At 68.5% G+C, this 21,474-nt stretch carries 12 protein-coding genes and 1 riboswitch; of the genes, 5 read left to right on the top strand and 7 right to left on the bottom strand.

Annotation, left to right across the window (positions count from 1 at the left end; translation table 11 throughout):
• Positions 1-2 precede the first annotated feature (2 nt).
• From ABD017_RS05555 to ABD017_RS05545, 3 genes are all read left to right on the top strand, one after another.
• Entirely contained in the window at positions 3-1,463 is a 1,461-nt protein-coding gene (locus tag ABD017_RS05555) for an efflux transporter outer membrane subunit (RefSeq protein WP_343881018.1), read from the top strand.
• Positions 1,464-1,472: 9 nt separating this feature from the next.
• A complete protein-coding gene (locus ABD017_RS05550) occupies positions 1,473-2,693 on the top strand; it encodes an efflux RND transporter periplasmic adaptor subunit (protein ID WP_343881016.1) in 1,221 nt (406 codons plus the stop codon).
• 168 nt (positions 2,694-2,861) lie between these two features.
• The gene (locus ABD017_RS05545; RefSeq protein ID WP_343881014.1) at positions 2,862-4,388 is read left to right on the top strand and encodes a DHA2 family efflux MFS transporter permease subunit; all 1,527 of its coding nucleotides are present in this window, start codon (positions 2,862-2,864) and stop codon (positions 4,386-4,388) included.
• A gap of 15 nt (positions 4,389-4,403) precedes the next feature.
• Here ABD017_RS05545 and ABD017_RS05540 read toward each other — a convergent pair whose 3' ends face one another.
• From ABD017_RS05540 to ABD017_RS05530, 3 genes are all read right to left on the bottom strand, one after another.
• Positions 4,404-4,925 carry an acyloxyacyl hydrolase gene (locus tag ABD017_RS05540; protein WP_343881012.1) on the bottom strand — a complete coding sequence of 174 codons (522 nt, stop codon included), beginning with the start codon at positions 4,923-4,925 and terminating at the stop codon, positions 4,404-4,406.
• A 130-nt stretch (positions 4,926-5,055) separates the two neighbouring features.
• The gene (locus ABD017_RS05535) at positions 5,056-6,525 is read right to left on the bottom strand and encodes a M16 family metallopeptidase (protein ID WP_343881010.1); all 1,470 of its coding nucleotides are present in this window, start codon (positions 6,523-6,525) and stop codon (positions 5,056-5,058) included.
• Entirely contained in the window at positions 6,522-7,910 is a 1,389-nt protein-coding gene (locus ABD017_RS05530; protein ID WP_343881008.1) for a M16 family metallopeptidase, read from the bottom strand. Before ABD017_RS05530 ends, ABD017_RS05535 begins: the two co-directional genes overlap by 4 nt.
• A gap of 494 nt (positions 7,911-8,404) precedes the next feature.
• On the opposite strand from ABD017_RS05530, the gene fabA reads away from it, so the two are divergent.
• Together fabA and fabB are read left to right on the top strand one after the other, a co-directional pair.
• Positions 8,405-8,920 carry a 3-hydroxyacyl-[acyl-carrier-protein] dehydratase FabA gene (gene fabA, locus ABD017_RS05525; protein WP_343881006.1) on the top strand — a complete coding sequence of 172 codons (516 nt, stop codon included), beginning with the start codon at positions 8,405-8,407 and terminating at the stop codon, positions 8,918-8,920.
• A 1-nt stretch (position 8,921) separates the two neighbouring features.
• The gene (gene fabB, locus ABD017_RS05520) at positions 8,922-10,130 is read left to right on the top strand and encodes a beta-ketoacyl-ACP synthase I (RefSeq protein WP_343881004.1); all 1,209 of its coding nucleotides are present in this window, start codon (positions 8,922-8,924) and stop codon (positions 10,128-10,130) included.
• 207 nt (positions 10,131-10,337) lie between these two features.
• Here the strand turns inward: fabB and ABD017_RS05515 are convergent, their stop codons facing one another.
• The 4 genes from ABD017_RS05515 to ABD017_RS05500 form a co-directional block, all read right to left on the bottom strand.
• Entirely contained in the window at positions 10,338-11,108 is a 771-nt protein-coding gene (locus ABD017_RS05515) for a prephenate dehydrogenase/arogenate dehydrogenase family protein (RefSeq protein WP_343881002.1), read from the bottom strand.
• Positions 11,109-11,376: 268 nt separating this feature from the next.
• Positions 11,377-14,553, bottom strand: coding sequence for an efflux RND transporter permease subunit (locus ABD017_RS05510; RefSeq protein ID WP_343881000.1), 3,177 nt, complete (start codon positions 14,551-14,553; stop codon positions 11,377-11,379).
• 141 nt (positions 14,554-14,694) lie between these two features.
• Positions 14,695-17,853 carry an efflux RND transporter permease subunit gene (locus tag ABD017_RS05505; protein WP_343880998.1) on the bottom strand — a complete coding sequence of 1,053 codons (3,159 nt, stop codon included), beginning with the start codon at positions 17,851-17,853 and terminating at the stop codon, positions 14,695-14,697.
• Positions 17,854-19,013: 1,160 nt separating this feature from the next.
• Complete coding sequence (locus ABD017_RS05500) at positions 19,014-20,876, bottom strand: TonB-dependent receptor domain-containing protein (protein WP_343880996.1); 1,863 nt, start codon at positions 20,874-20,876, stop codon at positions 19,014-19,016.
• Between the two features lie 140 nt (positions 20,877-21,016).
• A riboswitch (cobalamin riboswitch) is annotated at positions 21,017-21,243 on the bottom strand.
• Positions 21,244-21,474 lie beyond the last annotated feature (231 nt).

The following is a 21,474-nucleotide window of genomic DNA, read 5'->3' as shown; positions in this document are numbered from 1 at the left end:
CCATGCGCCTGCACCTGATAGCCGCAGCGGTCGGACTGACCTTCGCGTTGGCCGGCTGCGTCAGCGACGGCGGCCTCCGCCCCGACGGCACGCCGCTCGACCCCTCCGCGCTGAAAACGCAACAGAGCCTGGCCGGCACCGCCGCCGCCGCATGGCCGGCCGGCGACTGGTGGAGCGCCCTGGGTGACGCGCAGTTGAACGCGCTCATCGCCGAGGCGCTGCGCGACAACCCCGACCTCGCCGTGGCCGACGCCCGCGCGCGGGCGGCGCAGGCCGAGGCCGGCGCGGCCGATGCGGCGCGGGCACCGACCGTCGATGCCGGCGCCAGTGTTTCCGGCGCGCGCATCCCCACCACGATCATGCCGGCCGATGCCGGCGGCGGCCACTTCGCCCTGGCCAAGTACGGCTACGCCAGCTTCAAGTGGGGGCTGGACCTGTGGGGCGGCAAACGCGCGGCCTGGCAGGCGGCGGTGGGCGCCGCGCGCGCCGCCGAGGTCGAGGCCCGCGCCGCGCGCATCGAACTGTCCGGCAACGTGGCGCGCGCCTATGTGCAGCTCGGCTACGCGTTCGCGCAGCAGGATCTGGCCAAGGCCGAACACGAGCGTGCCAGCGCGGCGCGCGAACTGACCCGCCAGCGGGTGGCCGCCGGCGTGGACAACCGGATCCAGCTCAGGCAGAGCGATGCCGAAGTGGCCAGCGCCGAACAGCAGATGGCGCTGGCCACGCGCGCCGTGTCGGCGGCGCGCTCGTCGCTGTCGGTGTTGCTGGGCAAGGGCCCCGATCGCGGCCTCGACATCGCGCGACCGCAGGCTCTCCGACCGGCGCAACTGGCGGTGCCGACCGACCTGCCGATGGAACTGATCGGCCATCGCGCCGACCTGGTGGCCGCGCGCTGGCGGGTCGAGGCCGCGGGCAAGGGCATTGCCGCGGCGAAGACTGGGTTCATGCCCAACATCAGCATCGGCGCCATGGCCGGCGTGATCGCGCTGGGCGGCGGCAACCCGCTGAGCCTGCCCGCGCGCTTCTACCAGGTCGGGCCGTCGCTGAGCCTGCCGATCTTCGACGGCGGCCGCCTGCGCGCCAACCTGGCCGGCAAGGATGCGCAATACGACCTGGCGGTGGCGCAGTACAACCGCACCCTGGTCGGCGCGGTCAACCAGGTGGCCGACGAGCTGTCGGCGCTGCAATCGCTGCAGGAGCAGCTCTCGGCGCAGCAGCGCGCGCAGCAGGCGGCGCAACAGGCGTGGCAGCTGGCGCAGCAGCGCTACAAGGCCGGCATCGGCAGCTATCTGGAGGCGCTCAGCGTGCGCCAGCAGCTGCTTGCGGCCGAGCGCGGCACGGCGCAGTTGCAGGCGCAGCAGGTCGATCTCTCGGTGCAGCTGATCCAGGCGCTCGGCGGCGGCTTCCGTCCGCAGGCCGATACGCCCGCGCCGCTTTCCTCTTCCACCCCATCACGTTCCTGAGGCACCCCCATGTCCAGTCAGACACCGCCCGAACAGGGCAGCACGCCCACCGCGACACCGGCTGCCGCGCCGCCGTCCCCGCCGCAACCCAAGACCCGGTCGCGCGGGTTGATGCTGCGCCTGCTCGGCATCGTGCTGCTGCTTGCCGCCATCGTCTGGGGCCTGTGGTACTACTTCGACGGCCGCTGGTACGAGAACACCGACGACGCCTACGTCAACGGCAACGTGGTTCAGTTGACGCCGCAGATCGCCGGTACGGTGATCAGCATCGGTGCCGACGACGGCGACCGCGTGCACGCCGGCGACGTGCTGGTGAAGCTGGACCGCAGCAATGCCGACGTGGCCCTGGCCGAAGCCAGGGCCGATCTGGCCAGCACCGTACGCAAGGTGCGCGGCCTGTACTCGAGCGTCAGCGGCGCCGAGGCCGACGTGGCCGCACGCCAGACCGCGGTGGCCAAGGCCCGCGCCGACTACAAGCGCCGTGTGGCGCTGGCCAAGTCAGGCGCGATCTCGGCCGAGGAGCTGTCGCACGCCAGCGATGCGCTGACCACCGCCGAGAGCGCGCTCACCGCCGCCCAGCAGCAGTACCAGACCAGCAAGGTGCTGGTCGACGACACCGTGGTGGCCTCGCACCCGGACGTGCAGGCCGCCGCCGCACGCCTGCGCGCCGCCTATCTCGATGACGAACGCACCACCCTGGTGGCGCCGGTGGACGGCTATGTGGCCAAACGCTCGGTGCAGCTGGGCCAGCGCGTGCAGCCGGGCGCGCCGCTGATGGCGGTGGTGCCGCTGAACGAGGTGTGGGTGGACGCCAACTTCAAGGAAACCCAGCTCACCGGGATGCGCATCGGCCAGCCGGTGGAGATCGAGTCGGACGTCTACGGCGGCGACGTGACCTACAAGGGCAAGGTGCAGAGCCTGGGCGTGGGCACCGGCAGCGCGTTCTCGCTGCTGCCGGCGCAGAACGCCACCGGCAACTGGATCAAGATCGTGCAGCGCATCCCGGTGCGCATCGTGTTCGACGACCCGGCGATGCTGCAGAAGCATCCATTGCGCCTGGGCATGTCGCTGGCCGTTACGGTGAACCTGCACGACCGCAGCGGCCCCACCCTGGCGCAGCAGTCGCCGACCAAGCCGGCCTTCAGTACCGACGTGTACGCGCGGCAGACGGCCAAGGCCGACGCGCTGATCGCGCAGATCATCCACGCCAACATGGCTGGCGGCGAATAGCCAATGGACTCCCTCCCTTGCCTGGCAGGGGAGGGTTGGGGAGGGGTTCGCTCTTGATCTTCAGGTCAAGAGCTTTACCCCCTCCCAGCCTCCCCCTGCGACCGAAGGAAGTCCCTTTGGGACGAGCAGGGGGAGGGGCAAGGCAGACTCCCTCACTGACCGATTGCGATGACCACCCACTTCCGACCACCCAACCTGGCACTGGCGACGATCGGCCTGTCGCTGGCCACGTTCATGCAGGTGCTGGACACGACGATCGCCAACGTGTCGCTGCCGACCATTGCCGGCAACCTCGGCGTCAGCAACAACCAGAGCACCTGGGTGATCACCTCGTTCGCGGTGAGCATGGCGATCTCGCTGCCGCTGACCGGCTTCCTCACCCGCCGCTTCGGCGAGGTGAAGCTGTTCACCGCCTGCACGCTGCTGTTCGCGCTGACCTCGTTCATGTGCGGCGTGTCGCAGAGCATGGGCATGCTGATCCTGTTTCGCGCCCTGCAGGGCGCGGTCGCCGGGCCGATGTACCCGATCACGCAGAGCCTCCTGATCGGCATCTACCCGCCGGCCAAGCGCGGCATGGCGCTGGCGCTGCTGGCGATGGTGACGGTGGTGGCCCCCATCGCCGGCCCGATCCTGGGCGGCTGGATCACCGACAACTATTCGTGGCCGTGGATCTTCTTCATCAACGTGCCGATCGGCATCTTCGCCAGCATGGTGGTCGCCAACCAGCTGCGCGCGAAAGTCGAGAAAACCGAGCGGCCGAAGATCGACTACGTGGGCCTGATCACCCTGATCATCGGCGTGGGCGCGTTGCAGATCGTGCTGGACAAGGGCAACGACGAGGACTGGTTCAACTCCACCTTCATCATCGTCACCAGCATCGTCTCGGCGATCGGCATCGCGGTGTTCCTGATCTGGGAGTTGACCGACAAGGACCCGATCGTCGACCTGCGCCTGTTCCGCCACCGCAACTTCACCGCCGGCACGATCGCGCTGGTGCTGGCCTACGCCGCGTTCTTCGCGATCGGCCTGCTGGTGCCGCTGTGGCTGCAGCGCAACCTGGGCTACACCTCCACCTGGGCGGGCTTCGCCACCGCGCCGATCGGCGTGCTGCCGGTGCTGCTGACGTTCTTCGTGGGCAAGTACGCCACCAGGGTGGACCTGCGCCTGCTGGCGTCGGCGGCCTTCATCGTGATGGGCGCCACCTGCTTCATGCGCGCCGACTTCTTCATCGGCATCGACTTCTACCACGTGGCGATGGTGCAGCTGTGGCAGGGGCTGGGCGTGGCGCTGTTCTTCATGCCGATCCTGACCATTTTGCTGTCGGACCTGCAGCAGAACGAGATCGCCTCCGGCTCCGGCCTGGCCACCTTCCTGCGCACGCTGGGCGGCAGTTTCTCCGCCTCCATCACCACCTTGCTGTGGGAGCGCCGCGCGGTGGCCCACCACGAGCAGCTGGCCGAGCACATCACCGTGTTCGACCCCACCGCGCAGAGCGCCCTGTCGCACCTGGGCCAGGGCGATACGCAGGTCGGCGCCGGCATCGTCAACGGGATGATCACCCAGCAGGGCTACCAGATCGCGTTCAACGAGGTGTTCCACATGCTGGGCTGGATCTTCCTCGCCCTGGTGCTGGTGATCTGGCTGGCCCGGCCGCCGTTCACCGCCAAGGCGGGGCCGGCGTCGGGCGGACACTGAGGGGTTGCTGCTGGGCTAGAACGCCACGCCCAGCAGGGCCATCGTCTCGCCCCGGTTCGGCTCATGCAGGCTGGCGTTGGAAATGTGCCGCAGCTGCACGCTGAAGCGCCGGCCCTGCCAGCCGAGCGTGGTGGCGAATTCGTAGACGCTGCTCAGCGCCTGGGTGCGGCCGGTGTGCAGCACCGGTTGCAGACCGAGAAACCAGCGGCGGCTCCACTCGTCGCCGTCGCCCACATAGAGCCGCACGCCCGCGGCCAGCAGGGCGATGCTGTCGCGGGTGGTGTAACGCTTGTCGCGAAAGCGGGCCACGTCGCGGCCGTCGATCCAGCCCACGGATACGTCCGGCGCCCAACTGAAGCGGCTGTCGCCCAAGCGGTGCGGCGCGAACACGGCTTCGACGAAGGCCGTGTTGGCGCCGTAGTCGTCCATGTAGCTTTGGCCAGCCTGCAACTCCCATCGCGCGGCGGCGGCGGGCAGGGTGGCGAGGGTCAAGGGCACCAGCACGAGCGCGGTGCGGAGCGTGGGGATGAAACGCATGGGGAGCCTGCGGGGGAAATGGTGTACGCGATAGTTCAGTATATCGCGTCGCGTACACGTGAACGCCAGCCGGTGCCCGTTGCCGGCGTGTTCCCCGCCCGTCGACCGCCGTCGGTCGACGCATCGAGCCTCAGTGCGCCGCCGTGCCCAGGTCGGCGCGCTCCAGGTCCAGCGAGGCCGCGTCGAGCAGCACCGCCTTCGGATGGGCCTTGCGCACCGCCGCGGCGAACTGGCTGGCGTCACCCACCACCACCACGGTGCCGGCGTCGGCATCCAGGTGCTTGTGCGCGTACTTGCGCAGCTGGCGCGGCGTCACCGCATTCACCTGCTCGGCGTAACGGCCCAGCTCATCCAGCGGCACGTCGTAGATCGCCAGCGCCGCCACCTGTTCGGCCAGGCCGGCCGTGGTCTCGAGGCTGCGCCCGTAGCTGCCGATGAGGGTGGCCTTGCGCGCGGCCAGCTCGGCCGGCGGCACCGCCTCGTCGCCCAACTGCCGGAACTGGGCCAGCATCAGGTCGATCACCTGCGGCACCGCCGGGTTGCGGGTCTGCGCCGAGGCCAGCCACAGGCCGGCATCGCCCAGCGGCTGCAGGTTGCTGAAAGCGCCGTAGGAGAGCCCGCGCTTGATGCGGATCTCCTCGTTCAGTCGCGCCGAATACGACCCGCCCAGCACGGCGTCGGCAACCAGCCCGGCGAAGTAGTGCGCGTCGCTGCGCGGCGGCACCGCATGTGCCGCCACCACACCAGCCTGCCCGGCACCGTGCTGGTTGATCAGGACCACCGGGGCCAGCGCGCGATCGCCGCTGCCGGGCGGCTTGGCGGGCAGCGGCGAGGACGGCCGCACCCAGTCGCCGAAACTGGCCTGGGCCAGCTGCAGGGCCTGCGCCGGCGTCACGTCGCCGGCCAGGATCAGGATGGCGTTGTCCGGCCGGTACAGCCGCTCGTGCCACTGCTGCACGTCCGCGCGAGCGATGCGCTCGATCGACGCCGGCGTGCCGCCGCGCGGGTGGCCGTAGGCGCCGGTACCGAAGATGCCGCGCGCCGCCACCCGCGCGGCCAGCGTGGCGGGCCGGCTGAGGCTGAGGTGCACGTCGTCGATCGCCTGCGCCTGCGCCCGCTTCAGCTCGCGCGTACTGAACTCCGGCTGGCGCACCACCTTGGCCAGCAGGGCCAGCGCCTGCGGCAGGCGTGGCGTGGTGACGGTGATGCCCACGTCGCTTTCGTCCCAGCCGGCGCTCGCCTCCAGCGAGCCGCCCAGGGCTTCGGCGGCGTCGGCGATCTGCGGCGCGGTGAGGCCGGCGGCGCCCTTGGTCAACGCTCTGGCGGTGAGCTCGGCCAGGCCCGCCAGCGGCGGCGGGTCCATCTCGTCGCCGCTGCGTATCACCAGTTGCGCGGTGACCAGCGGCAGCCCGTCGCGGCGCACGCTGATCACGCGCAGCCCGTTCGGCAAGGTCTGCGCGGTGGGCGTGGGAAGGGTCAGCACGGGCGCCGGACCGGGCGCGGGCGGCGTGGAGGGAAACGTGGCTGGCGGCTCGGCGGCGGCCACGCTGCAAAGGGAGGTAAAGACGGCCAGAAGCAGGATGCCGGTCGGACGGTTCATTTCGCATGCTCCCCGCTGGCCGGCTGGCTGGCTTTCGCGGCCGGCAGGTAATCGATGGTGACGTAGCGCCCACCGGTGACGTACTTCTGCAGCACGCGGTGCACGTCTTTCGCGGTGACCTTCTGCAGCGCCGTCAGGTCGGTGTTGACGCGCGCCACGTCGCCGCCGATCAGCGCCGCCTGACCCAGGGCGAAGGCCAGCCCCTGCGCGGTCTGGCGCTGTTTTAGTTCATCGGTCAACAACAGCGTTTTGGCGCGCTCCAGTTCCTCGGCGGAAATCGGCTGGGTGGCCAGCCAGATGATTTCCTCGTGCAGCAGCTTTTCCGCTTCTTCCGGCGCGTGGCCGCTGGCCAGGATCGCGTAGGCCAGGAACAGGCCCGGCCCCACCCGCACGTCGGCCTCGGCGTCCACCTGGCGCGCCACCTGGTGGCGGTACACCAGCGCCTGGTACAGCCGCGATGCATCGCCGCGCGCCAGCAGCGCGGCGGCCACCTGCAGCGCGATGGTGTCGGCGCTGTCCGATGCCGGCGGAATCAGCCAGCTGAGCGCCACCGCGGGCAGCGGCGCGGTATCGGCGGTGACGGTGACGCGGCGGTTCTTGCGCCGCTTCGGCTCGGTGGCGGTGACCTGCGGGATCGGCGTGGCCGGCTTCGGTATCCAGCCGAAATACTGGTCGACCCAGGCGTCCAGCTGCTTTGGATCGAAGTCGCCGGCCACGATCAGGGTGGCGTTGTCGGGGCGGTAGAACGTGCGGTGGAAATCGATCACGTCCGGCAGCGTGGCCGCTTCCAGGTCCTCGATGCTGCCGATGGTGGGGCGGCGGTAGGGGTGCACCGTGTAGGAGTTGGGATCGATCGCGTTGAACAGCTTGCCGTACGGATTGGCCAGCACGCTCTGGCGGTATTCCTCTTCCACCACGGCGCGCTCGGACTGGAAATTGGGCTCGTCCACGTTGAGGCTGGACAGCCGCTCGGCCTCGGCCCACAGCAGCGTCTGCAGGTGGTTGGCCGGCACCACCTCGAAATAATTGGTGACGTCGTCGCCGGTCGAGGCGTTGTTGGCGCCGCCCACGTCCTCGGTCAGGCGGTCCATCTGCTCGGCATGCATGTGCCGCGTGCTCTTGAACATCAGGTGCTCGAACAGATGCGCGAAGCCGGAGCGGCCTTTCGGGTCGTCCTTCGAACCCACGTGGTACCACATCTGCACCGCCACGTTGGGGCTGCCGTGGTCCTCCACGCTCAGCACCTGCAGGCCGTTGGGCAGGGTGCGCTGCTGGTAATGCACCGGCGGGATGGCCAGCTCGGCGGCGACGGCCGGCGCGGGCAAGGCCATGGCGGCAAGCAGGACGAACGAGGCCAGCAAGGGGGCCGGACGCAGCAGGCGCATGGGCATTCCTGTCGGTGGAAAGCGGCAACCATAGCAAGCGGGCACGGGTACGCGTCCAGCCCGCAGCGGGCCGCATCGCGAGCCAGCCCCAACAACGCCACAACGCCAAACCTCAGCCCCGAAAGACACCGTAATCCCCTCTCCCCTGCGGGGAGAGGGCAGGGAGAGGGGGACACGCCGCGGGAAAGCCCCAACGACGCTCCCGCATCGCCGATAGCTCCCACGATCACTTTCCCCGCAAGCCCCACCCCCTCACCTCAGTCCTCTCCCCAAGGGGAGAGGAGGTCACGGATCGGACTTCGGCGTTCGCCGGACGCGCGCGTCTTCGCCCATCAACGCCTGCCACTACGGCCTTTACGCGCGTTTATGACGCCCTCCGCTACCGTCTGTCGCATTGTGCGAATCGGCGTGCCCCTGTCACCATACGGTTTGACCGGAACCCGTGGCCTGCGTGCACGCCCCTCCTTCCGGCTTCCTCCACTGATGAGCTTTTCATGACGCGTCCTTCCTCCCTAGACCACGACCAGCTGCTGGCCTGTGCCCGCGGCGAAATGTTCGGCCCCGGCAACGCCCGCCTGCCATTGCCGCCGATGCTGATGTTCGATCGCATCACCCACATCTCCACCGAAGGCGGCGCCTACGGCAAGGGCGTGATCCAGGCCGAGATGGATATCCGTCCCGACCTGTGGTTTTTCGCCTGCCATTTCGAGAGCGACCCGGTGATGCCCGGCTGCCTGGGCCTGGACGGCATGTGGCAGCTCAGCGGCTTCTTCCTGCCGTGGCTGGGCGAGCCCGGCCTGGGTCGCGCGCTGGGCGTGGGCGAGGTGAAGTTCACCGGCCAGGTGCTGCCCACGGCCAAGAAGCTGCGCTACGAGATCGATATCCGCCGGGTGATGCGCGGCAAGCTGCGGCTGGTGATCGCCGACGGCAAGACGTTTGTCGACGACCGCCTGATCTACGCCGCCGAGAACATGCGCGTCGGCCTGTTCCAGTCCACCGAGGGGTTTTGAGATGCGTCGTGTCGTGGTCACCGGTATGGGTGTGGTGTCGTGCCTGGGCAACGACGGGGCGACGGTGTCGTCGGCCCTGCGCGACAGCCGCAGCGGCATCCGTGCCGTGCCCGAATACGCGGAGCTTGGCCTGCGCAGCCACGTGGCCGGCGTGCCCGAGATCGACCTGGTGGCCGAGATCGACCGCAAGCTGAAGCGCTTCATGGGCGATGCGGCCGCATACGCCTACGTGTCGATGCGCGATGCGATCGCCGACGCCGGCCTTTCCGCCGAGCAGGTCAGCCACCCGCGTACCGGCGTCATCGCCGGCTCCGGCGGCGGCTCGCCGCAGTGGCAGATCGAAACCGGCGACCTGCTGCGCAACCGCGGCGTGCGCAAGATCGGCCCGTACATGGTGCCGCGCACGATGTGCTCCACCGTGTCGGCCACGCTGGCCACCGGCTTCGGCATCCTGGGCCTGAGCTATTCCATCTCCGCCGCCTGCGCCACCTCGGCGCACTGCATCGGCGCGGCGGCCGACCTGATCCGCCACGGCGCGCAGGACATCGTGTTCGCCGGCGGCGGCGAGGAGGTGCACTGGGGCATGACCTCGCAGTTCGACGCGATGGGCGCGCTCTCCACCAGCTACAACGCCACGCCGGAATCGGCCTCGCGCCCGTACGACGTGAGCCGCGACGGCTTCGTCATCGCCGGCGGCGGCGGCATGCTGGTGCTGGAAGAGTACGAGCACGCCCGCGCCCGCGGCGCCAACATCCTGGCCGAGCTGGTGGGTTACGGCGTCACCTCCGACGGCGGCGACATGGTGGCGCCGTCGGGCGAAGGCGCGGTGCGCTGCATGCAGATGGCGCTGGCCAACGTCAGCGGCCCGGTCGACTACCTCAACACCCACGGCACCTCCACGCCGGTGGGCGACGTGGTCGAGCTGAAGGCGGTGCGCGAAGTGTTCGGTGACGCGGTGCCGCCGTTGTCCTCGACCAAGGCCCTCACCGGCCATTCGCTGGGCGCCGCCAGCGTGCATGAGGCGATCTACAGCCTGCTGATGCTGCGCGAAGGCTACGTGGCCGCCTCCGCCAACATCACCGAGCTGGACCCGCAGGCCGAGGGTTTCCCGATCGTGCGCGAAAGCCGCGACGCGAAACTCGCCACGGTAATGTCCAACAGCTTCGGCTTCGGCGGCACCAACGGCACGCTGGTGTTCGCGAAAGTCTGAGGCTGCCCTTGTAGGAGCGGCTTCAGCCGCGACGCTTTTTGGCTGCATGGCGAAAGAGCATCGCGACTGAAGTCGCTCCTACAGAGAACCCGAAAAATCCGTCATTCCGGCGAAAGCCGGAATCCAGCGACTTTACGTCGTTGAAGAGCCGAGGCGCTGGATCCCGGCTTTCGCCGGGATGACGGCCAACCCCGTTTATCGGAGTCCCTAGGATTCCTGCTTCCGCACCGGAATCGCCAGGCTGTCGTCATCCGCACTGGCAAGCTGCCGATCGATACGCTGCAACGCCCCCAGCAACTGCGCCCGCGCCTCGGCGGCAAACGGGTTCTCCTGCTGGATCGCGGCAAACAGATGCCCGGCATCGCCGCGCACCGCGGCCAGCATGTTCTTCAGGCCCTGGAATGACGGCGGCGTTACCGACAAGTCGTCATCCACGCCGATCTCGATCAAACCCTTGGCCAGGAAAAACGCCAATGCGTGCGTATGCGCCATGTGCCGGTCGTGCGTGGCCGGGTCCTGGTCGATCACCTCGCAGCCCAGCTCGCGAAAAAGCGCACGCGCGCGCTCGGCCGTCTGCGGATGCCGGGCGCTGGCGCACACCACCGTGCGCAGCGGCCGCTCGCCGCGCGCCAGGCTCAGCGGCCCGAACAGCGGGTGCGTGCCCACGTGCGCTATCGCGTCGCCCAGTTGCTCATCCATCAGCGCGCAGGGGTGCAGCTTCACGCTGCCCACGTCGATCACGGTATGCCCGGCGCCCAGGTGCGGCTTCAACGCGGCCAGCGCCTCCGCCATCCGCGGCACCGGCATCGCCAGCACCACCCAGTCCGCGCCATCGACCGCGGCGGCCACCGACGCCGTCGCCAGCGCGGGCGGCACCTCGGCCTGCGGGTCATGGATACGCACCTCGTGCCCCGCCCGTGCCAGCAGACCGGCAAACGCCTGGCCGAAGCGGCCGTACCCGAGTATCGCGAACACCATGGGCCTTCCTGCGCGTCGAAAACCGTTGATGCTGCCACAAGCGCGGACTTTTCGTTCCATCGAGGGGCGTGATCGGACGAGCCGGGGGTCGGATTGGACGTCCAAAAGCGCGATATCGAGGCGGCATGTCCTTCGACTCTGGCCGCTGCGCGGCCGACGCTCAGGAAGAACGGTTGGGGTTCTCGATCGATGCCTGCTCCCTCACCCGATCACACTGAGCGTAGCCGTCTGCCGGACGGCGAAGTCGAAGTGCCGCGAGCGCCGCGATTCAAGCCGAACCGCCCGCCCGCGCTTCCCGCCGCAACATCTTCTGTCGTCTCTTCTCCGCCTTGCGCGCCCTGCGCGCCGCCTTGCGCGCCTTGCGGTCATGGCTCCACAGATAGATCGCCGGCGTGCTCAGCAAAGTCAGCAACTGGGACACGAACAAGCCGCCCAGGATGGCGATGCCCAGCGGCTGGCGCATTTCCGAGCCGTAGCCGAAGCCGATGGCCAGCGGCAGCGCAGCGCCCATCGCCACCAGGGTGGTCATGGTGATGGGGCGGAAGCGCACCAGGGCGGCTTCGCGGATCGCTTCGGGTGGTGAGCGGCCGTGTTCGCGTTCGGCGACGAGGGCGAAGTCGACCATCAGGATGGCGTTTTTCTTGACGATTCCGATCAGCATCAGCACCGCGATCGCCGACATCATGGTCAGCTGGGTGTGGGTGACCAGCATGGCCAGGAAAGCGCCCATGCCGGCGGCCGGCAGCGTGGAGAGGATGGTCAGCGGGTGGATCAGGCTTTCGTACAGCACGCCCAGCACCACGTACATCACCAGGATCACCGCCAGCAGCATCAGCAGGCCGTTGTTGAGCGCGTCCATCAGGTTTTCGTTGTCGCCGGTGTACTTCTTCTGCACGCCAGGTGGCAGGCCGGCGGCGAAGATGGCCTGGTCGACGTATTTCAGGCCGTCGGTCTGGGTCAGGCCCTTGGCCAGGTTGTAGTTGATCGAGGCCGATTCGAGCTGGTTGTAATGGTTGATGGTGACCGGCGCGATGTGTGGCTGGATGCTGGCCAGCGCGGACAGCGGGATCATCTTGCCCTCCGTGTTGCGCACGTAGGTGTTGAGCAGGTTGGCCGGGCTCAGCGATTGCGCGGGGTCGGCGGTGAGCACCACGCGGTACTGGTTGATGTCCGAATAGATGGTGGAGATCTGGTTCTGGCCGAACGCGTCGTACAGCGCCGAATCGATCTGGCCCATGCTGACGTGCAGGCGGCCGGCGGCATTGCGGTCCACCTGCAGCAGCTCCTGCCGGCCGATGCTGTCGAAGCTGGTGCTGACATCGCGGAACTGCTTCATGCCGCGCATCACCTGCGCCAGGTGCAGCGTGGGTTGCTGCAGCGGCAGGCCGGCGGTGCTGGTGAGCTGGAACGCATACTGGCCCTTGGCACCGCCGCCGGGGCCGCCGCCGCTGATGAACTGCACCGTGGTCAGGGTGACGTCGAGATCGGTCACCGTCTTGTAGTACTTGTCCAGCCGGTCGACCACGGCCTGGCCCGGCTCGTGGCGATCATTCGGGCCGTCGCCCAGCGGTTTCAAATCGACGAACAGGGTGGACTGGTTGCCCACCGCGCCATTGTTGTTGTTGCCGCCCAGGATGGTGGAGACGTCCGCCACCGCCGGGTCGGCCTGCAGCACGGCGGCCATCGCCTGCGTGCGCTCGGCCAGCAGGGTGGGCGAGATGTTGGCGTCGGCGGTGATCTGCGCCTGCAAGAGGCCGGTGTCCTCCTTCGGCATCAGGCCGCCGCCGGCGGTCTTGGCCACCACCACCGCCAGCACCACGGTCAGCACCAGCAACAGGATCGGCTGCCAGCGCATCACCCGCCGATGATGCATGGCCCAGTCCAGCGCGCGCTGGTAGATGCGCAGCAGCCATTGGTCGAAGCGCTCGGCCAGGCGCTCCAGCCGGCCGGGCGTGCGCGTGCCCGATTCGTGCGCCAGCCAGGCACCGCACAGTGCTGGCGTCAGCGTCAGCGAGACCAGGGCCGAGATCACGATGGTGGCGATCAGGGTCACCGAGAACTCGCGCATCAGCATGGTGAACATGTTGTTGCCGAACACCATCGGCCCGAACACGGCAATCAGCGACAAGGTGATCGACACCACCGTGAAGCCGATCTCGCGCACGCCGGTGAGCGCGGCCTGCAGCGGGCGCTCGCCGCGCTCCATGTGGCGCACGATGTTCTCGATCACCACGATCGCGTCGTCCACCACGAAACCCACGCACAGCACCAGCGCCACCAGCGAGAAGATGTTGAGGGTGAAGCCCAGCATCCACATCACCACGAACGCGCCGGCCAGCGACAGCGGCACGCTGAACATCGCGATCACCGTGGGCCGCACGCGGCGCAGGAACACCAGCATCACCAGCGCCACCATCACGATGCTCATCAGCAGCGCCACCTCCACCTCGTGCAGCGCTGATTCGGTGGTGGGGGTGAGGTCGAAGATCGGGTGGATCTGCACGTCGGCCGGCATCAGGTGGCTGAAGCCCGGCAGCGCGGCGCGGATGGCATTTACCGTGGCCACCGCGTTCGCCTCCGCGCGCTTGCTGATCTGCATGGTCACGGCGCGCTGGCCGTTGAACCATGCCGCCGCGTACTGGTCCTGCTGGCCGCCGGTAATCGTGGCCACGTCGGACAGCCGCACCGGCACGCCGTTGCGGCTGGCGATCACCAGCGGGGCGAAATCGGCCACGGTGTGCAGCGCGTCGTTGGCGCTCACCGTCATCTGGGTGGCGCCGTCGCTGAGCATGCCTTGCGGCGAGGTGACGTTGGCCGCGCGCAGCGCATTGGCCACGTCGTTGCTGGTGATGCCCTTGCGCGCCAGCGCGGCGCTGTTCAGCGCGATCCGCACCGCGTGCGGCGCGCCGCCGGACACCTGCACCTGGGCCACGCCGGGGATCTGCGCCACGGCCGGCTTCAGCAAGGTGTCGGTGAGGTCGTAGAGCTGGTCGGGCGCCAGGCTGGTGGAGGTCAGCGACACCAGCAGCACCGGGATCTGCGAGGTATCGAACTTGAAGTAACCCGGCGGGCTGGGCATGCCCGCGGGCAGGTCGGCGGCGGCCGCGTTGATCGCCGCCTGCACGTCGCGGGCCGCCTTGTCGGCGCTGCGGTCCATCTCGAACAGGATCTGGATCTGTGCGCCGCCCTCGCTGGCGCTGGAGTACATCTGGCGCACGCCGGGGATGCGCCCCAGGTGCCGCTCCAGCGGCGCCACCACCGTGCTGGCCATGGTCTGCGCGCTGGCGCCGGGCATCTGCGCGAACACCACCACGCCGGGAAACTCGATCGACGGAAACGCCGCCACGCCCAGCAGCAGGTACGCCCACAGCCCACCGAGCATCAGCCCGATCGCCAGCAGCGAGGTGCCCACCGGGCGGCGCACCATCGGTGCGAAGACGTTCATGCGCACCGCCGGGTTATCGGGGAAAGGAAACGGTGGTGGGAATCGGCGAGGAAGGATGCAGGCATGCGCCGGGATGATACCGACGACGGCATGCGCGTGGCTGCCGGGTCCGTGGACCCGGTCGCCAGACCGTCGCGCGGATTACGACGCACTGGCCGCCAGGCCCGCGCGCAGGCGTTTCTTTTCCGCTCGCCGCGCCTTGCGTGCGGCCTTGCGCAGCTTGCGGTCGTGGCCCCACAGGTAGATCGCCGGCGTGCTCAGCAAGGTCAGCAGCTGCGACACCAGCAGGCCGCCCACGATCGCCACGCCCAGCGGCTGGCGCATCTCCGAGCCCACGCCGAAACCGATCGCCAGCGGCAGCGCCGCGCCCATCGCCACCAGGGTGGTCATGGTAATCGGGCGAAAGCGCACCAGCGCCGCCTCGCGGATCGCGTCGGGCGCGGACAAGCCGCGCTCGCGCTGCGCCACCAGGGCAAAGTCGACCATCAGAATCGCGTTCTTCTTCACGATGCCGATCAGCATCAATATCGCGATGATCGCCATCAGGCTGAGCTGGGTCTGCGTCACCAGCATCGCCAGGAACGCGCCCGCGCCCGCCGCCGGCAAGGTGGAAAGGATGGTCAGCGGATGGCCCAGGCTCTCGTACAGAATGCCCAGCACGATGTACATCGCCAGGATCGCGCCCAGCAGCAAGGTGCCGCCGTTGGATTGCAGATCCTGCATCTCCTCGTCGGTGCCGGTGAATTTCAGGCGGATGCCGCCGGGCAGGTGGATCGCCAGCGCAGCCTGGTTCACCAGGTCGATGCCGTGGCTTTCGGGCACGCCGGCGGGCAGGTTGTAGCTGAGGTCGGTGGCTTCCAGCTGATCCTGGTGGACCACGCCGGCGGGGCTGATGTTGGGTTCGATGCGGGCGATCGCGGACAGCGGAATCAGCTGGCCCTGCGCGTTGCGCACGCGCGTGTCCAGCAGCGCGGCCGGGCTCAGTGATTGCGCGCCGGCGCTGGTCAGCACCACGTGGTATTCGTTGATGTCCGAGTAGATGGTCGACACCGTGCGTTGGCCGAAGGCGTTGTTCAGCGCGGTGTCGACCATGCCCATGTTCACGTGCAGCCGCGCGGCGGCATCGTGGTCCACCTTCAGCATTTGCTGCTTGCCCACCTCGTCGAACTCGCTGCCCACGTCGCGCAGTTCCTTCGACTTGCGCATCTGCCGCACCATCTTCAGCGCCCACGGCTGCAGGTCGGTGCCATCCTTGCTGATCATCTGGAAGCTGTGCTGCGCGCCATCGTTGTTGCCGCCACCGCCGCCCATGAACTGCAGCGTGCGCAACTGCACCTTCATGTCGGGCAACACCTCGAACTGCTTGCTGAGCCGCTCCAGCACCACTTTCGAACTGACCCGGCGCTGGCCCGGGCCGTCGCCCAGCGGCTTCAGGTCGATCCACATGCGGCCGTTGTTGCCCACCGCGCCGCCGTTGCGCCCCAGCATGGACGAGACGTCCAGCACGGCGGGGTCCGCCTGCACGATCGCCGCCGCCTGCTTCACCCGCTCGGCCATCAGCTGCGGCGAGATGTTGGCGTCGGCGCTGATGTTTCCGGTGAGCGCGCCGGTGTCCTCCTCGGGCATGAAGGTGCCGCCGGCGGTCTTCACCACCGCCATGCTCAGCACCACGGTGGCCACCAGCAACAGCAGCGGTTGCCAGCGCATCAGCCGGCGGTGATGCATGGCCCAGTCCAGCGCGCGCTCGTAGGTACGGTGCAGCCCGCGGTCGAAGCGCTCGAACGCGCGCTGGATGCGGTTGGGCGGCCGCGCGCCGCCATGCTCCAGGGTGAGGAAGCGGCCACACAACGCCGGCGTCAGCGTCAGCGACACCAGCGCCGAGATCACGATCGCCGCGGTCAGCGTCACCGAGAACTCGCGCAGCAGCATCACCAGCATGTTGTTGCCGAACAGCAGCGGCGCGAACACCGCCACCAGCGACAAGGTGATCGACAGCACGGTGAAACCGATCTCGCGCACGCCGGTCAGCGCGGCCGGCAGCGGCGCCTGGCCGTTCTCCATGTGGCGCACGATGTTCTCGATCACCACGATCGCGTCGTCCACCACGAAGCCGATGCACAGCACCAGCGCCACCAGCGACAGCAGGTTCAGCGTGTACCCGAACGCCCACATCGCCACGAACGCGCCGGCCAGCGACAGCGGCACGCTGAGCAGGGCGATCAGGGTGGGGCCGATGCGGCGCAGGAACACCAGCATCACCAGCGCCACCATCACGATGCTGATCAGCAGCGTGGCCTGCACCTCGTGCAGCGCGGATTTGGTGGTCTGGGTGAGGTCGAGGATCGGCGTGATGGTGACGTCGGCCGGCAGCATCGCGCGGAAGGTCGGCAACTGGTCGCGCACCGCAGCGGCGGTGGCCACCGCGTTCGCCTCCGGCCGCTTGGTCACCTCCATCATCACCGCGCGCTGGCCGTTGAACCAGGCGGCCTGGTACTGGTCCTCCGGCCCCGCCACCACCGTGGCCACGTCGGACAGCCGCACCGGCATGCCGTTCTTCATCGCGATCAGCAGGTTGCCGAACTCGGCCGGGTCCTGCAGCGCGTCGTTGGCCGACACCGTCATCTGCGTGTGGCCGTCGCTGATGATGCCCTGCGGCGAGGTGACATTGGCCGCGCGCAGCGCATTGGCCACGTCGTTGGTGGTGAGCCCCTTCGCCGCCAGCGCGCCGGTGTCCAGCGTCACCCGCACCGCATGCGCGGTACCGCCGAAAACCTGCACCTGGGCCACGCCGGGGATCTGCGCCACCGCCGGGCTGAGCAAGGTATTGGTGAGGTCGTACAGCTTGTCCGGCGGCAGCCCGGTGGACGTCAGCGACACCAGGATCACCGGCACCTGGGTGGTGTCCGCCTTGAAGTATTGCGGCGGGTTGTCCATGTGCGTGGGCAGGTCGACCGCCGCGGCATTGATCGCCGCCTGCACGTCGCTGGCGGCCTTGTCCGCATTGCGCCCCATGTACAACTGCAACCGCACGAAGGTGCGCCCCTCGGTGCTGTTGGAGTACATCTCCTTGACCCCGGGAATGCGCCCCAGGTGCCGCTCCAGCGGCGCCGCCACCGTGGCGGCCATGGTCTGCGCGCTGGCGCCCTGCATGTTGGCCGACACCATCACCACCGGCAGATCCATCGACGGCAACGCCGCCACGCCCAGCAGCTGGTACGCCCAGCTCCCCGCCAATATCAACCCGATCGCCAACAGCGAGGTGCCGATCGGGCGGCGGATCATGGGCGCGAAAATGTTCATGGGCTCTCCGTGGCGGGCAAGGATAACCGCTGCCCCGAACCGCCGCGATGTGCCTGAAGTCGGCCCTGCCGGATGGCATGGGCCCCGCCCAGCCCAGCTCTATTTGCAGGAGCGCACCCTGTTCACAAGGGACTTCCTTCGGTCATGCGCGATGCTCTTGCTGTTTGTAGGAGCGACTTCAGTCGCGACGCTTTTTGGTTTTGATGTGGGTTTAGAGCAAGAGCTTTCGATCGCCTATGGCGCTCGAGTTACTTTCTCTTTGCGTGGCCACGCACGCGCAGGAAGCGCGTGCGAACAGCGAAGCTGGCCCGAAGGGCGTAGGGCAGGATGCCCGGAGTAAAGAGAAAGTAACCAAAGAGAAAGGCCACCGCGCTTTCGCGCCTCGCGGGCATCCTGCCCGCAAGGTACGCGGTCGGGCTGCGGGGTTTGTCGACAGTCCATCGGGCAACTGCTCCTGCGTTGCCTCAACTCGGGCATCCATGCCTTCGCCATGGACTGACGCCAAACTGGCCGGCATCCCTGCCGGCCACCCTGCGGGCTGATCCTTCGCCCACCCGCCGCTGCAGAGGGGCCCCGGGAGAGCACCGCGCCATCGTGGCGCGGACTCGGTACGCCGCGGCGTTGCCGCGGCGAGAGCGTCGCGACGTGGGATCTCCCTCGGAACTCCGATCGCCCTGAGCGTAGCCGCGCAGCGGCGAAGTCGAAGGGTGGGGCTTGCGGGTGCCCTTCGACTTCGGCCTTCGGCCTACGCTCAGGGAGAACGGCTGAGATAGGTGGCTTTGCTTTTGCTTCTGCTTTTGCCCTGGCTCCATCCCGAGTGCGGGCCAGGATGGCCCGCTGCTCTACCCGGGGCCCCTCTGCGGCGGTGAGGCGGGGTCGACAGGCCGCGCAGCGGGCGTTGCCAGGGATGGCAACGCCTTTTCGCGCGGGCAGGAGCCCGCTCGAAAAGCCCGATCCCGACTCACGGACTTGCCGCCCATGGATGGGCGGCAAGCGCCAAGCGGGGTGGCCTTCTCTTTTGGTTACTTTTCTCTTGGCCACGCAAGAGAAAAGTAACTCGAGCGCCGTAGGCGATCGAAAGCTCTTGCTCCTGCCTTTGCTCAACCAACAAAAAGCATCGCGACTGAAGTCGCTCCTACAGTCGGGCTTGGGCGAAGGCACTACCGCGTCGCAGGGCTATACCGCACCGTCAAAAAGAAACTCCGCCCCGGCTGGTTGTAGTACCAGACCGTTTCGTAATGGCGGTCGAAGGCGTTGGCCAGTCGCGCTTCCAGTTGCCAGTCGGACGTGACGTGGTAGCTGGCGCGCAGGTCGGTGGTGGTATAGCCGGGCACGGGTTGCAGGTTGCCGGCGTCGGCGTAGCTGTGGCTGGCGGCGTTGAAGGTGGCGCCCAGGCCGAAAGCGCCCAAGCTGCGGTCGACATCCAGCCGTGCCGTGCGTTGCGGGCGGCGCATCAGCAGCTTGCCGTCGTTGGGGCCGCCATCCTCGTTGCGCGGCTGCAGCCAGGTCAGGTAGCCCTGCACTTGCCAGCCGGCGAGGTCGACGCCCAGCTTGCCTTCCACGCCGCGGATGCGCGCCTTGCTGATGTTCATGGGGAAGTAGCTGCTGTCCAGCGCGATCATCTGGTCGATGTGGGTCTGGTAGGCGTTGATGCCCCAGTTCCAGTGGCTCAAGCGCTGGTTGAGACCGAGTTCGGCGCTGCGCGATTTTTCCGGTTTCAGGTCGGGGTTGCCGCTGCCGTAGGGGTAGTACACATCGTTGAAGGTGGGCGCGTGGAACGCCGTGCCATAGCTGGCCGACAGCCGCAGGCCGTGGTCGAAGCGGTAGCCCCAGGCGGCGGCGCCGGTGTTGTGGTTGCCGAACTGGCCGTTGTGGTCGCGCCGCGCCGAGAGCTGGATTTCCTGGCGGCCGAACGTGCCCTGGTATTGCGCGTAGCCGGCGGTGTTGTTGCGTCGGGTGTCGAGGTAGCCGGTGTCGCTGTCCACGCGCTCGCCCTGCCAGTCCAGGCCCAGGGTCAGCAGCTGGTTGGGTGCCACGGTGATGTCGTTCTGCCACCCGGCCTGGTCGCGGCGCGAGCCGATGTAGCCCCTGAAATCGCGGTTCTCGTAGCTGTCGTAGCGGTCCAGGTTCTGGCCCGCGCTCAGCGTGCTTTTCCAGGCGTCGGTGGGGTTGATGCTGAAACGCGCGCCGGCCACCTGCTGCAAGGTGCGGCTGCGGTTCTGGTAGCTGCCGTCGAACTCGACCTCGCCCAGGTTGCGCAGCCAGGTGCCGGAGAGTTCGGCGCCGTTGTCCCAGCGATAGCCGCCGCTGGCGGCAAGGTTCTTGTTGCGGTTGCCGTCGCGGTCGGGTTCGTCGATATAGCAGGCGGTAAAGGCCTCGGCCGCGCCGATGCGGCAGCTGTTGATGCCGCGGGTGTACTGTGCGCCCACGCCGATGTTGTACCAGGCGTGCTCGTCGCCGCCGGACAGGCCGGCCTGCCCGCGCAACAGGTTGTTGCTGCCGGTGGTGAGGTTGAACGAGGGCTGCAGGCCGCCGCCGGGCTGACCGTGGCGGGTGAAGATCTGGATCACGCCGCCGATCGCGTCGGCGCCGTAGAGGCTGGAGCGGGGCCCGCGCACCACTTCGATGTGGTCGATCTGCTCCACCGGAATCTGCTCGAACGCGGCCAGTCCCGCGGTGACCGATCCCACCCGCACGCCGTCGACCAGCAACAAGGTGTGCGCCGAATTGGTGCCGCGCATGAACAGCGAGGTCTGCTGGCCCAGGCCGCCGAGATTGCCCAGGCTCACGCCGGGCAGGCCGGTCAGCAGGTCGGTGACCGTCAGCGGCTGCAGTCGGTCGATGTCGTCGCGGCTGATCACCGTAACGGCGGCCAGCGAGTCGTCCACCGTGATCGCGGTGCGCGTGGCGGTGACGATCACCGCATCCAGGTCCTCCGCGCCCACGGGATCGGGCCGGCCGGCGTCGGCTTGCGCCGCCATCGATGCAGCCAGCAGCGCCGCGGCCAGCAGGGTGCGTTTCATGTACGTGTGTTCCACAAGCATTTCTCCGCCGCGCGCCCGCGCGCGGCTCCAGCGTCAATGGGCCGGTGGCGAAGAAGGGAGGGGACGGAACAACGGGCAGGCGAGTGCCGACACGACTGTTCGGCCTCGCCCACCGCGAGCCACCAGGAATCGTGCAGGCCGGTCTCCGGGCTCGCGAGTGGCGCGGGAGAAACCCGTGCCGCGAGCAGCGCCTTCCCGTGCAAGCACAGTGGCATTCGCTGATCGCTTGTCTCGCTTACCGTTGCGGGGGCAGCGCCGGCCTTGCGGTGATCGACACCGCGCACCGGCTTCCCGTTTCATCCCTCTGGCGTGGAGCCATCGGGACACCTGAACCGCGTAACTTTAGCCTTGCGGGGTGGTTTGGGCAACGAGGTTCGACGTTGTGTGAGTTTGCCGCGCCGAAACCGTAGAGGCCCGAAGGCACCGTAATACCTCCTCTCCCCTGCGGGGAGAGGATTGAGGAGAGGGGGCCGGTGCTTGCGGGGAAATCGATGGCGAGCTTTCCTGCGTCGTGGGTGGCTTCGTTGGAGGCTTTCCCGCGGCGTGTCCCCCTCTCCCTGCCCTCTCCCCGGAGGGG

Origin of the sequence: Rhodanobacter caeni (genome assembly GCF_039523575.1) — a bacterium.
Classification (GTDB): Bacteria; Pseudomonadota; Gammaproteobacteria; order Xanthomonadales; family Rhodanobacteraceae; genus Rhodanobacter; species Rhodanobacter caeni.
The sequence above is the reverse complement of the archived record's forward strand: the minus strand, read 5'-3'. Positions and strand labels throughout refer to the sequence as shown.